Here is a 13,711-nt window from a genome sequence, read left to right on the forward strand (position 1 = left end):
TCCCCCACAGGAGGAAACGTGGCCAGGAGATCCGCAGCCGCCGCACTCGCGCTTGTCGCGGGCATGGCAGGCTCCCTCATCGCCGTGCCGGGACCGGCGCAGGCGGCCCCACCCGGGACCAAGGACGTCACCGCCGTGATGTTCCAGTGGCGCTTCGACTCGATCGCCAAGGCCTGCACCGACACCCTCGGCCCGGCCGGCTACGGGTACGTCCAGACCTCGCCGCCCCAGGAGCACATCCAGGGCAGCCAGTGGTGGACGTCCTACCAGCCCGTCAGCTACAAGATCGCCGGCCGGCTCGGCGACCGCGCGTCCTTCAAGAGGATGATCGACACCTGCCACGCGGCCGGTGTGAAGGTCGTCGCCGACGCGGTCATCAACCACATGTCCGCCCACGCGAGCGGCACCGGAACCGGCGGCACCTCGTTCGCCAAGTACGACTACCCCGGTATCTACAGCGGCTGGGACATGGACGACTGCCGGTCGGAGGTGAACAACTACCGGGACCGGGCCAACGTCCAGAACTGCGAGCTGGTGGGTCTGGCCGACCTCGACACCGGTGAGGACTACGTCCGCGGCCGCATCGCCGCCTACCTCAACGACCTGCTCTCCCTGGGCGTGGACGGCTTCCGCATCGACGCCGCCAAGCACATGCCCGCCACCGATCTGGCCAACATCAAGTCCCGCCTGTCCAACCCGAACGTCTACTGGAAGCACGAGGCCATCCACGGCGCCGGCGAGGCGGTCTCGCCCACCGAGTACCTCGGCAGCGGGGACGTCCAGGAGTTCCGCTACGGCCGTGAGCTCAAGCGGGTGTTCAACAGCGACAAGCTCGCCTACCTGAAGAACTTCGGCGAGGGCTGGGGCTTCATGGAGTCCGGCAAGTCCGGGGTCTTCGTGGAGAACCACGACACCGAGCGCGTCGGCGACACCCTCAACTACAAGGACGGCGCCAACTACACCCTGGCCAACGTCTTCATGCTGGCCTGGCCCTACGGCTCCCCGGACGTCCACTCCGGCTACGAGTGGTCCGACAAGGACGCCGGCCCGCCGAACGGCGGCAACGTGACCGCCTGCTACAGCGGAGGGTGGAAGTGCCAGCACGCCTGGCGCGAGATCTCCTCCATGGTCGCCTTCCGCAACGTCTCGCGCGGACAGGCCGTCACCAACTGGTGGGACAACGGCAACAACGCCATCGCCTTCGGCCGCGGCTCCAAGGCGTACGTCGCCATCAACCACGAGGGTTCCGCGCTCTCGCGGACCTTCCAGACCTCCCTGCCGTCGGGTGACTACTGCGACGTCCAGAGCGGCAGGAAGGTCACCGTCAACGGCTCCGGCCAGTTCACCGCCACCCTCGGCGCCAACACCGCCCTCGCCCTGCACACCGGCGCCCGCACCTGCTCCGGCGGCGGCACGGGCGGCCCCGGGGACACCGCCGACGGCGCCTCGTTCAACGTCAACGCCACCACGACGATGGGCCAGAACATCCACGTCGTCGGCAACCGCGCCGAACTGGGCAACTGGAACACCGCGAACGCCCCCAAGCTGGACCCGGCGGGCTACCCGGTGTGGAAGCTGGACGTGGACCTGCCCGCCGGAACGTCCTTCGAGTACAAGTACATACGCAAGGACGCCGGCGGCAACGTCACCTGGGAGAGCGGTTCCAACCGCACCGCCACCGTCCCGGCCGACGGCAGGGTCGTCCTGAACGACACCTGGCGCAGCTGACCCCGCACGGCGTCAGCCACCGAACGGCCGCCCGGTACCGGCTCACTTCCCCGCCGCCGGGCCGGGCGGCCCACGCCCCTCCCCGCCCCGGACTCCCCCCGCCGGCCACCCCACAGGTCACCCCCACACGCAGCGCACACGCACCACGCACCACGCACAGATCACCGCACCCGAGGAGAGCGACCCGTGACAGGTCCCCTGGCGCGCAGAGGAGCGGCCGCGAGCATCGCGGCCGCGATCCTGGCGACGCTCATCACCGCGGCGGCCCCCGCCAAGGCCGCACCGCCGCCGCCGTCCGACGCGAAACTGGCCGCCGAGCCCACACGGCACGACCTGACGCGGGAGCAGTTCTACTTCGTCCTGCCCGACCGCTTCGCCAACGGAGACCGCTCCAACGACCGCGGCGGGCTGGAGGGCGACCGCCTGGCCACCGGCTACGACCCCACCCACAAGGGCTTCTACCAGGGCGGTGACCTCAAGGGCCTGACACAGAAGCTGGACTACATCAAGGGCCTGGGCACCACCGCCATCTGGATGGCCCCCATCTTCAAGAACAAGCCGGTGCAGGGCGAGGGGAAGAACGCCTCGGCCGGCTACCACGGCTACTGGATCACCGACTTCACCCAGGTCGACCCGCACTTCGGCACCAACGACGACCTGCGGGACCTGATCGACGCCGCCCACGCCAAGGGCATGAAGGTCTTCTTCGACGTCATCACCAACCACACCGCCGACGTGGTGGACTACGAGGAGAAGTCCTACTCCTACCTGTCCAAGGGCGCGTTCCCCTACCTCACCAAGGACGGGAAGCCCTTCGACGACGCCGACTACGCCGCCGGGGGGAGGTTCCCGCAGACCGGCCGCGACTCCTTCCCCCGCACCCCGGTCGTCCCGGAGGCCGAGAAGGACGTGAAGGTCCCCGGCTGGCTCAACGACCCGGAGATGTACCACAACCGGGGCGACTCCACCTTCGCCGGGGAGAGCGCCCTGCACGGCGACTTCCACGGCCTGGACGACCTGTGGACCGAGCGTCCCGAGGTCGTCGAGGGCATGAAGAAGATCTACCAGCGGTGGGTCGGGGACTTCCAGATCGACGGCTTCCGCATCGACACGGTCAAGCACGTCAACATGGAGTTCTGGACCCAGTGGGCCACCGCCCTGGACGCCTACGCCGCGAAGAAGGGGCGCGACGACTTCTTCATGTTCGGCGAGGTCTACTCCTCCGACCCCGCCCAGATGGCCCCCTACGTCACCCGGGGCAAGCTCGACGCCACCCTCGACTTCGGCTTCCAGGAGGCCGCCCGCTCCTACGCCTCCCAGAGCGGGCCGGCGGCCAGGCTGTCGGACCTGTTCGCCCAGGACTACCGCTACACCACCGGCCGCTCCAACGCGTACGAGCAGGTCACCTTCACCGGCAACCACGACATGGGCCGCTTCGGGACCTTCCTGCGCCAGGACAACCCCGGCGCCGGTGACGCCGAGCTGCTGAAGCGGGCGCGGCTCGCCAACGAGCTGATGTTCCTCAGCCGCGGCAACCCGGTGGTCTACTACGGCGACGAGCAGGGCTTCACCGGCGCCGGCGGCGACCAGGACGCCCGCCAGACCCTCTTCGCCTCCAGGACCGACGCCTACCTGGACGAGGAGAAGAACGACCGGATCGGCACCGACCGCACCCACGCCGAGGACGCGTACGACACATCCCACCCCCTGTACCGCTCCATCGCCGCCCTGTCGAAGCTGACCCGGGAGCACCCCGCCCTGCGCGACGGCGTCCAGACCGAGCGGTACGCGCAGACCGGTGACGGCCCCGGCGTGTACGCCTTCACCCGCACCGACGCCGGGCAGCGCACCGAGTACCTCGTCGCCGCCAACAACGGTGCGAAGGCCCGCACGGTCGAGATCCCCACCGGATCCCCGGCCACCGCGTTCCGGCAGATCCACGGCGGCGACGACACCGTGCGCACCGGCCCGGACGCGAGGCTGACCGTCACCGTCCCGGCCCTGTCCACCGTGGTGTTCAAGGCGGCGAAGCCGCTCCCCGCGCCCGCCGCCGCGCCGACCGTCGAGCTGAAGGCCCCCGCGGCGGGCGCCACCGGCACCGTCGAGATCACCGCGAACGTCGGGGGAGGAGACGGCGGCGGGCTGAACCGCGTCGTCTTCGCCGCCCAGACCGGCGACGGGAAGTGGCACACCCTCGGCACCGCCGACCACGCCCCCTACAAGGTCACCCAGCACATCGACCGGGACGTGAGGGCGGGAACGCCGCTGCGCTACAAGGCCGTCGTGGTCGACGCCAAGGGCCGCACCGCCTCCGACACCGCCTCCTCGGCCGCCGGCCAGGCCCCGCCGCCCGAGAAGCCCTCGGCGGTGGAACGGGACTGGGCCGTCGTCCACTACCAGCGAGCCGACGGCGACTACGACGGCTGGAAGCTGGTCGCCGGCGACCGCACCGCCGACTTCACCGGCCGCGACGCCTACGGGGCCTTCGCCTGGGTCAGGCCGGACGACGGCGAGGGCAGGCTCTCCTTCACCATCACCAAGGACGGTGCGGTCGACGGTCCCGAGCGCACCGTCGACCTGGCGAGGACCGGCGAGGTGTGGGTCGAGCAGGGCAGTGACCAGACGCTGTCCGAGCGGCCCGAGGGCGTCTACCCGCCGCAGGACGAGAAGAAGGCCGTACTGCACTACCACCGCGCCGACGGCGACTACGACGGCTGGGGCCTGCACACCTGGACCGGCGCCGCCGAGCCCACCGACTGGTCCAAGCCGCTGATGCCGGTGGCCAGGGACGCCTTCGGCGCCACCTTCGAGGTGCCGCTCGCCGAGGGCGCGACCTCGCTGAGCTACATCATCCACAAGGGCGACACCAAGGACGAGAACGCCGACCAGTCGCTGGACTTCGCCACCCACGGCCGCGAGGTCTGGAAGCTGTCCGCCACCCCCGGCTACCTGCTGCCCACCACCGGCAGCGCGCCCGACCTGGACCTGGCCGGGGCCGGGGCCCAGTGGATCGACCGGGACACCGTCGCCTGGAAGGTCAAGGCCACCGGCGCCACCAGCCAGCAGCTCGCCTACGACACCCGCGGCACCATCGCGGTCGAGGACGGAGCGCTGAACCACGAGGGCCGCTGGCTGCGCCTTGCCCCCGTGCCCGGCGGACTCACCGACGCGCAGAAGGAGAAGTTCCCGCACCTGAGGGACTACCCCGCCTTCCGCATCGACCCCCGCGACCGCGACCGGGTGCGCACCGCCCTGCGCGGCCAGGTCGTCGCCACCCAGCGCAACACCGAAGGCGCCCTGCTGGCGGCGACCGGGGTGCAGATCCCCGGCGTGCTGGACGACCTCTACGGCGCGAAGGCGGCGAAGGCCGACCTCGGCCCGGTCTTCGACCGAAGCGGCCGCCCCACCCTGTCGGTGTGGGCGCCCACCGCGCAGAAGGTCTCCCTCGAACTGGACGGCCGTACCGTGCGGATGCGGCGCGACGACACCACCGGCGTGTGGAGCGCGCACGGCAACCGGAGCTGGACGGGCAAGCCGTACCGCTACCACGTGACGGTCTGGGCGCCCTCGGTGGGCAAGCTGGTCACCAACAAGGTCACCGATCCCTACTCCACCGCCCTGACCACCGACTCCGGCAGGAGCCTGGTCGTCGACCTGTCCGACCCGGAGCTGGCCCCCAGGGGCTGGAAGGAGCTGGACAAGCCCGCCCCGGCACCGCTGCGCGACGCCCAGATCCAGGAACTGCACATCCGCGACTTCTCCGTCGCCGACCCCACGGTGAGCGAGAAGCACCGCGGCGGCTACCTGGCCTTCACCGAGGGCTCCGCCGACGGCATGAAGCACCTGCGGAAGCTGGCGGACGCGGGCACCTCCCACGTCCATCTGCTGCCCTCGTACGACATCGCCTCCATCCCCGAGCGCGCCGCCGACCGGGCCGAGCCCGCCTGCGACCTGGCGGCCCTGCCCGCCGACTCCGCGAAGCAGCAGGAGTGCATCGGGAAGATCCGCGACAAGGACGCCTACAACTGGGGCTACGACCCGCTGCACTACACCGTGCCCGAGGGCTCGTACGCCACCGACGCCGAGGGCACCACCCGCACCGTCGAATACCGGAAGATGGTCAAGAGCCTCAACGAGGCCGGGCTGCGGGTCGTGCTGGACGTGGTCTACAACCACACCATGGCCGCCGGGCAGGACGACAAGTCCGTCCTGGACCGCATCGTGCCCGGCTACTACCACCGCCTGCTGGAGGACGGCACGGTGGCCACCTCCACCTGCTGCGCCAACACCGCGCCCGAGCACACCATGATGGGCAAGCTCACGGTCGACTCCATCGTCACCTGGGCGAAGCAGTACAAGGTGGACGGCTTCCGCTTCGACCTGATGGGCCACCACCCCAAGGCCAACATCCTGGCCGTCCGCGAGGCGCTGGACGCCCTGACGCCCGAGAAGGACGGCGTCGACGGCAAGAGCATCATCCTCTACGGCGAGGGCTGGAACTTCGGCGAGGTCGCCGACGACGCCCGCTTCGTCCAGGCCACGCAGAAGAACATGGCCGGCACCGGCATCGCCACCTTCTCCGACCGGGCCCGCGACGCGGTGCGCGGCGGCGGCCCCTTCGACGCCGACCCCGGGGTCCAGGGCTTCGCCAGCGGCCTGTACACCGACCCCAACTCCTCGGCCGCCAACGGCAGCGAGGCGGAGCAGCGGGCCAGGCTCCTGCACTACCAGGACCTGATCAAGGTCGGGCTGTCCGGCAACCTCGCCGGCTACACCTTCACCGACACCTCCGGCAGGCAGGTCAAGGGCTCGCAGGTCGACTACAACGGCTCGCCGGCCGGATACGCCGACGCCCCCGGCGAGGCACTCGCCTACGCCGACGCCCACGACAACGAGACCCTCTACGACGCCCTGGCGTTCAAACTGCCCAAGGACACCCCGGCCGCCGACCGGGCCCGTATGCAGGTGATCGCCATGGCCACCGCCGCCCTCTCCCAGGGGCCGGCGCTCAGCCAGGCGGGCAGCGACCTGCTGCGCTCGAAGTCGCTGGACCGCAACTCCTACGACTCCGGCGACTGGTACAACGCCATCCACTGGAACTGCGAGGCCGGCAACGGCTTCGGCCGCGGCCTGCCGCCGGCCTGGGACAACGAGGACAAGTGGCCGTACGCCGAGCCGCTGCTGACCGCCGCCACGCTCACCCCGTCCTGCGGGGAGATCGACGGCGCCTCCGCCGCCTACCGCGACCTGCTGGAGATCCGCTCCACCGAGAAGGCCTTCAGCCAGTCCACGGCGGCCGGAGTCCAGCGGGCGCTGTCCTTCCCGCTGTCGGGCAAGGAGGAGACCCCGGGCGTGATCACCATGCGCGTGAAGGACGGCGACCGCGACCTGGTGGTCGTCTTCAACGCCACCCCCGAGCGGCAGACGCAGACCGTCTCCGCGCTCGCCGGCGCCTCCTACGCCCTGCACCCGGTGCAGGCCGAGGGCTCCGACGCGGTGGTGAGGAGCGCCGCCTTCGACGGCGGCAAGGGCGCCTTCACGGTGCCGCCGCGCACGGTGGCGGTGTTCGCCGCGCGGTGACCCGGACGGGGGAGTAGACGGGAGACGCTTCGGGGCGGGGCCGGGAAGGACGGCGCCGCCCCGAAGCGCGTTCCACGCCCGCCCCCTGCCCGGCCGTCGCGGTCCGGCTCACTCCCACCAGAACGACCACAGGTTCCGGCCGGTCAGCCACTCCCGCGCGTAGCGCGCCAGCGATCCGGCGCCCTGCCGCACCACCGAGGGGCAGAACGCGTAGTGCTCGGCCGCCACCGGCAGGGCCTGGGCCGTGGTGCGGGGCGGCTCCGGCACCGACAGGTGCAGTACGTCCGGCTCCAGCGCCACCACCCGCGTACCGAAACGCTCCTCCCAGGAGTGCAGCACCGAGTCGTACCCCTCGGTCTCCGCGCCGGACGCCAGGGTGCCCGCCCAGCCGATCGCGGCGGGTATGCCGGCGCTCCGCGCCGCCGGGACCAGGGCCACCCGCGGACGGCGCAGGGTGCCGTGCGCCACCAGCGCGCGGGCCACCCGGGCCGCCGCCGCGTCCGGGTCGCCGCCCGTGCCGAAGGGGCGCGCGGGCTTGGGCGGGCGCCTGCCGTAAGGCCGCAGCGCCGGCACCGCCCCGGCCTTCCGGCCGGCCGGCTCCCGTGCGGCGTGCTCCTTCCACCAGGCGGCCAGCACACCGGCGGCACCGGCACCCGCACCGGCCGCGGCAGAACCGGCGGAACCGCCGCCCGTCCCGCCGCGGCCGCCTCCGCCCCGCTGCGGGGGCAGCAGATCGTCCTCCACGGCGGTGCCGCGGACGTGCGCTCCCAGCAGCACGGGCCACAGCCCGGTGGCGTCCCGCACCGGGAGCAGCCGCTCCCAGCTGTCCGGCCCGGCGGGCTCGTCGGCGCGCCACAGCAGCGGCTCGGGCAGCCTGCCGAGCACCGTCCGGTCGACCAGCGTGCCCGGCGGCAGCGCCGCCGAGGCCGCGAGCGAGCGCAGGCGCGCCCCTTCGGTGCTCGGTCCACGGGTCACATGAGTCACGACGTCGAAACTACCCGCCGCCGGCACTCCCGGGAACGAGCGCCAGCAGCCGGGCCACCAGCTCCGCGAACGGACCGTCGGCGGGCTCCTGTTCCACGACGCGGCGGAGCACTCCGGCGGTCTCCTCGTCGAAAGCGGCCGTCACCGCGGCCAGGGCCAGCAGGTCGTGGACGAGCTGCCGTTCCAGCTCCCGGCGCGGTATCGAGCGGTCGGCCAGCCAGCTCAGCGCCGTGGTCTCGGCGACACCGACCCAGGTGCGGATCACCAGCGACATGCGGGGCCCGGGGTCGGTGAGTTCCAGATGGGCCAGGAGCTGGTCGTACGCGGCCTGCCGCACCTCCTCGACCACGGCCTCGCTGCGCACCGAACCGCCGCGCAGCAGGGCCGAGAAGCCAGGCGCGTGCTCCTCGGCGAAGTCGAAGTAGCGCCCCATCACCAGCAGCAGCCGCAGGCTGAACGGGCCCTCGCGCGGTACCTGGAAACGGGCGGACAGCTCGTCGGCCGCACGCCGCACCGCCGCCTCGTAGAGGCTGTACTTGCCCGGGAAGTAGTGGTAGACCAGCGGCCTCGATATGCCCGCCGCGGTGGCGATGTCGTCGATGGAGACGTCCTCGGGCGGGCGGTCGCTGAATAACTTCAGTGCGACGTCGATCAGTTGCTGCCGACGCTCCTCGACACCCATCCTGCGGCGCACCCCGGTGGTCATGGGAACACCCTAGCGAGCGCCGCGTGCCGGCGGCCGCCCGTCCGTGTGCGGAGGCGGCGGCGCCCGTGCGGGGGCGGCACCGCCGGGTACGCCGGACGGTCCGGAGGGGCCGGGCGCGGTCACACCCGGCCCCCTCGCGTCAGGCCGTGCGCCACCCGGAGAACTCCACCGTGCCGGCCCCGCCGCCCGCCGCCGTCATGCCCAGCCCGGCGTCCTGCCGCCCGGCCGCGCCGGGCACCCGCACCGTCGCCACCGTCCGCCAGTTCGCGCCGCCGTCGGTGGACAGCTCGCCGGTGTAGTCGGCGCCCGCGCGCCGCAGCCGCAGCAGCACCGGGGCCTTCACCCCGGTGATCCGGCGGTAGGAGTCCAGCGTGCCGTCGCCGCTGGAGTCGTACGACAGCACCACCCCGTTGGCCGGGGTCACCGACAGGTTGACGAAGCCCGGCGATCCGGCCCGCGCCAGGTCGTTCCGGACCAGGATGCCCGCCCTCGCCCACGGCCCGGTCTCGTCCTGGGAGTCGACCCGCACCGTCACCGAGCCGCGTTCGCCGAGCCCGCCCGGCCGGTACACGGCGCCGAACTCCGCGGTGCCCCGCCACAGGTCCGCGCCCCCGCCGTGCACGGCGTACCGCGTGCCGAGACGGCCGAAGACCGCCCCGTTGGTGGATACCGTGCGCAGTCCCGCCGGCAGCGGCCCGGCCAGGAACAGCGAGCCGCCGTGCCCGGCGCGGACCCGTCGCCCGCCGCCCTCGGGCCCGTACAGCGCAGTCAGGCCGTACGACAGCTCCCGCAGCGGTGCGGTCAGCGGCCGGCCGGGGGCGGTCACCCGCCAGCGGACCCGGGCCCGCCCGCCGGGCGGCACGCGGTCCACGGTGGTGGGGTCCAGCGGCACCGCCTGCAGACCCGTGGAGCCGGTGGACAGGGCGAACTCGACCGGGCCCGCGGCCCGCAGTCCGTTGGTGTTGGTGAAGGAGGCGGTCAGCATCCCGCGACCGCCCGGCTCCAGCGCCCCCGGCTCCAGCGCGGCCTCCAGCCGCCCCTGGTAGGGCGCGCGGGCGAGGCTGTCGCGCACGCGCAGCGCGGTGGCGTACGGATCGCCCGACGGCCGCAGCGGATACTCCCGGCGCTCCCGCGTCCAGGGCTCCTCGACCGCGTACCAGTCGATCGGCGCGGGCCGCCGGCCCGAGGCCAGAGCGGCGTCCAGTTCGTCCAGCAGCAGCCGCCAGCGCGGCAGGTGGAAGTCGCCCGTCAGCCCCTGCCAGTCGCGGTTGGCGTAGTCGTGCAGCTTTCCGGCGTCGGCGGTGGCCCGCTCGCCCCACACCGTCAGCAGGGCCCGGGCGGTGCGCTCCAGCTCCGCCTCCTCCTCGGGGGAGGCCGCCATGCGGCGGGCGGCGTCCGTCCACGGACCCAGCAGGAACATCCGGTGTGTTCCGGCCAGTTCGTCGGTGAGCGTCATCAGCCGCAGCCACAGCGCCGACAGTTCCCGGAAGGCCCCCAGGTCGCCGCCCTCGTAGGCGGTGCGCAGCTGGGGCAGCAGCACCCGGCTGCGGTTGGCCAGGGCCTGCCGGGCGACGTCCACCAGGTCGTGGCGGTAGGCGTCGCCGCCGCGCAGGGCGGGGGCGGTCTCCAGCAGTCTGTCCAGGGCGGCGTCGAAGCGCGCCGGGTCGTAGGTCAGCTCGGTGGGGCCGTACTGCCCGGCCCGGGTGGCGGCGAGGTCGGGGCGGGCGGCGAAGAGGCTGTCGTGGGCGAAACCGTAGAGCCTCGCGTGGTGCCGGTAGGCGGTGTCGTGCAGCGCCCGCCAGGCGTCCCGCGCCCGCGGGTCGGCACCGCCGTAGCGGTACCCGGCGTACCGGGCGAACCAGCCTGGCAGGTCCACCGGGCCGGTGCGCCAGGCCAGTTCGGAGAAGAAGTCGAAGGCGGCCGGGTCGCGGTCGGCGGCCTCCGGCAGGTACGCGGTGCCCGCCAGGGCGCTGCCGGGCTTGTCGCGCCAGGCGTGGAAGCGCTCGTTCCACACATGGGTCTTGGCCCCCAGCGTCGTGCGCCCGCCGAAGTTGGGGATCGCGCCGAAGCAGTAGGGGGTGCCGTTCCAGTCGGCCTCGCGGTCGTGGACGGTCTCGGTGCGCTCGGAGATGCCGTCGACGATGAGCATCCGGCTCTTGTCCACGGCGTCCACCAGCTCGCGCCGCGGGTTGTCCTGCCAGCCCAGGATCACCCACACCGCCTCCGGGTGGGCTCTGCGCAGCGCCCTCTCCACCCCGCGCGCGGCCTCGGCCACCGGCACGTCCCCGGCGCTCCCGCCCTCGTGCAGCAGGTCCATCTTGAAGTGCGACGCCTCGCCGAACAGCTCCTGCTGATGCCGGTAGAAGGAGGCGGCGACATCGGCGAAGACGGGGGTGCGCGGGTCGAGCCAGTCGGGCCGGGCGAAGCCGTGCCAGGTGCCCTGCGGGACGGTGCGGGCGCCGGGGACGCGCCCGGCGAAGTCCCTGGGCACCGAGCCGTAGTAGCCGGGCAGCACCGGGTGCATGCCCAGCTCCCGCAGCCGGGCGGTGATGCGCCGGCCCAGCTCCACGCGCCGCCCGATCAGCTCCGGGCTCGGCGGGCCGCCGTAGCCGCTGAGGTTCTGCAGGTGCCACCAGGGCTGGTGGGAGGGGGCGGGCAGCCAGCGGCGGGCCTCGGCGTCGGAGTAGCCGAAGTCCTTCAGCAGCCGGTGGTAGACCGCCTCCTGCCCGGCGATGACCATCACCTGGTTGCAGCCGTGCAGGGCGAGCACGTCGATCAGCCGCTCCCAGTAGGGCCAGTCGGCGTAGGGATGGGTGTAGCCGTCGTTGGTGTCGTTGAGCGCGAAGCGGTTGGGCAGCGTGGTGGAGCGCTCCAGGGGGCGCTCGGGCGCGGGCAGGGTGGCGGGCAGGCCGAGGTTTCGCCCGGCCCAGGAGATGTGCGCGGAGCAGACCTCCTTGAGGTACCAGTGGACGCCGGTGAGCAGTACGGCCGGGCTGGTGCCGGACACCTCCACCCGCCCGGCCGCGCCCGCGACCCGGAACCGCTCGGTGCCGCCGGGCGCGGCCGACGCGGCCAGCCGGAACTGCGCGGCGTGGTCCGGCAGCAGCCGCCGCAGCGCCGCGGCGGCCGGCTCGACGGAGAAGGACGGCGCGGCCGCCGCAGCGCCGCCGCCCATCGCCAGGCCCGGGCCGACCGCGGCGGCGAGCCCCGCCGCCACCGTCCCGGCGCCCAGCACCGTGCGCCGGGTGAGCCCCGCGGCGCCCGTGCCCTCCACCGCCTGCGCCGCCTCGGCCGCGTCCGGCCGGCCCTGAGCCAACAGTTTCATGGAACACCTTTCGGAGAAGGGAATCCGCCTTCGCCCGCCCTCGCCGCCGCGGCCCGCCGGAGATCTCCGGCAGCCGTACGCCTGGGGCAGCCGTACCAGGCCGCCGCGCCGCGGAAACGGGTCACCGGCCGGGACAACACGCACGGCGACCGCCGTCTGCGGCGCGGACGGCCCCGGCGGGAGCCCGCCCGCGCCGCCGCGGCGGCCAACCCCCGTCAGCCGCGCGGCAGTACGGCGGACAGCACGGCCGGCAGCCGGGTCCAGTCGGAGGTGACCACGCTCGCCCGTTCGGCCGCCAGCAGCGCCACCCGGTCGAGTGCCTGGGCCCGGGTGGGGTCGGTGGGGCTGATGGCGGGGGCCACGGCGTGGGCGTCGGTCATCACCAGCAGGTAGCCGTGCCGGGCGTACCAGGCGGTGTCGATGCCGCCGGAGACGTACGCCGAGGCGTCGCCGTCGAAGACCACGAACCAGGGGCGCAGGGAGGCGTCCGCGTAGCGGGTGCGCGGGTCCCCGGCCGCCGCGCGGTGCACGGCGGGGAAGGCGGTGGCATCGCCCAGCCGCCCGGCGGCGGCGAGGTCGCGCAGGTGGGCGGCGTACTCGCGGTCGGTCCACAGGGTGTCGAAGGGGTTGGACTCCTCGACGGTGCCGGGGATGAGGTGGATCAGGAACTTCCCCGCCAGCGCGTCCCGCGCGGGCCAGCCCCCACCGCGCACGGCGTCGTCGAGGGTGGCGTGCCCGGCGGCGAGGTCGCCGGGCCGGTAGAGCGCGTCGCCCAGCTCCCGGGTCACCAGGGCGTCGAACTGCGCGGGCCCGCGGCCGCGGTCGCCGGCGAAGCCGTCCTTCATCTCGATCTTGATCAGCACCGGACGGTGCCCGGGGTTGGCGTCGTGCCAGGCCCGCATGTCGGCCAGGCAGCCGGCCAGGCTCTGGTTGCGGGGTCTGGAGCGCAGCTCGGCGGGGGAGGAGGCGTTCTCGCAGTTGTTGTCGTTGGCCAGCGGGCCGTCGTGGGCCACGCGCCAGCCGCCCGAGTACTTGGCCCACACGTCCAGCTCCAGCAGCGAGGCGCCGGAGTCCAGGGCGTCGGCGAAGTAGGTGTACTTGTCCTTCTCGTAGGCGTTGTGCACGCCGACGGAGGTGGTGCCGGAGTACGGCAGCGCGCCGGTGTCCGCCGCCCCGGCCGGGGCGGCCGCCACGAGCACCGTACCGATACCGGCCGCCGTCACCGCCGCCACCGCCGTCACCAGCCGGCTTCTCCACTGCTGCGCCATCTGCGCCGCCTTCCGTGTGGGGGGAGGGTCGAATCGCGGTCACAGTAGGGGAGTTGGGCCGGCCCGGGGAGGGAGCGCGCATGGCGCGCAGGCGAACGGCGGGCGTACGGCCGCCCCGCG

General features: G+C 73.4%; 6 protein-coding genes. 2 read left to right on the plus strand and 4 right to left on the minus strand.

What is annotated here, in order from left to right; genetic code table 11:
• The first annotated feature begins 18 nt into the window (after nucleotides 1–18).
• Both QPK52_RS19845 and pulA read left to right on the plus strand, forming a co-directional pair.
• Complete coding sequence (locus tag QPK52_RS19845; protein ID WP_410538813.1) at nucleotides 19–1,728, plus strand: carbohydrate-binding module family 20 domain-containing protein; 1,710 nt, start codon at nucleotides 19–21, stop codon at nucleotides 1,726–1,728.
• A 186-nt stretch (nucleotides 1,729–1,914) separates the two neighbouring features.
• Complete coding sequence (pulA, locus tag QPK52_RS19850; protein ID WP_410538814.1) at nucleotides 1,915–7,308, plus strand: pullulanase-type alpha-1,6-glucosidase; 5,394 nt, start codon at nucleotides 1,915–1,917, stop codon at nucleotides 7,306–7,308.
• 108 nt (nucleotides 7,309–7,416) lie between these two features.
• Here pulA and QPK52_RS19855 read toward each other — a convergent pair whose 3' ends face one another.
• From QPK52_RS19855 to QPK52_RS19870, 4 genes are all read right to left on the minus strand, one after another.
• Complete coding sequence (locus QPK52_RS19855) at nucleotides 7,417–8,292, minus strand: DUF4253 domain-containing protein (protein WP_410538815.1); 876 nt, start codon at nucleotides 8,290–8,292, stop codon at nucleotides 7,417–7,419.
• A 10-nt stretch (nucleotides 8,293–8,302) separates the two neighbouring features.
• A complete protein-coding gene (locus QPK52_RS19860) occupies nucleotides 8,303–8,998 on the minus strand; it encodes a TetR/AcrR family transcriptional regulator (RefSeq protein WP_410538816.1) in 696 nt (231 codons plus the stop codon).
• Nucleotides 8,999–9,137: 139 nt separating this feature from the next.
• The gene (locus tag QPK52_RS19865; RefSeq protein ID WP_410538817.1) at nucleotides 9,138–12,323 is read right to left on the minus strand and encodes an alpha-N-acetylglucosaminidase TIM-barrel domain-containing protein; all 3,186 of its coding nucleotides are present in this window, start codon (nucleotides 12,321–12,323) and stop codon (nucleotides 9,138–9,140) included.
• Between the two features lie 215 nt (nucleotides 12,324–12,538).
• Nucleotides 12,539–13,591 carry a phosphatidylinositol-specific phospholipase C domain-containing protein gene (locus QPK52_RS19870; protein ID WP_410538818.1) on the minus strand — a complete coding sequence of 351 codons (1,053 nt, stop codon included), beginning with the start codon at nucleotides 13,589–13,591 and terminating at the stop codon, nucleotides 12,539–12,541.
• Nucleotides 13,592–13,711: the final 120 nt, after the last annotated feature.

It is taken from the genome of Streptomyces sp. KL2 (assembly GCF_046529545.1).
GTDB lineage: Bacteria > Actinomycetota > Actinomycetes > Streptomycetales > Streptomycetaceae > Streptomyces > Streptomyces radiopugnans.

What these genes read in the sequence shown, in the direction of transcription:
- QPK52_RS19860 (WP_410538816.1), bottom strand. Translation starts at nt 8,998, where the DNA reads ATGACCACCGGGGTGCGCCGCAGGATGGGTGTCGAGGAGCGTCGGCAG.
- QPK52_RS19865 (WP_410538817.1), bottom strand. Translation starts at nt 12,323, where the DNA reads ATGAAACTGTTGGCTCAGGGCCGGCCGGACGCGGCCGAGGCGGCGCAG.
- QPK52_RS19870 (WP_410538818.1), bottom strand. Translation starts at nt 13,591, where the DNA reads ATGGCGCAGCAGTGGAGAAGCCGGCTGGTGACGGCGGTGGCGGCGGTG.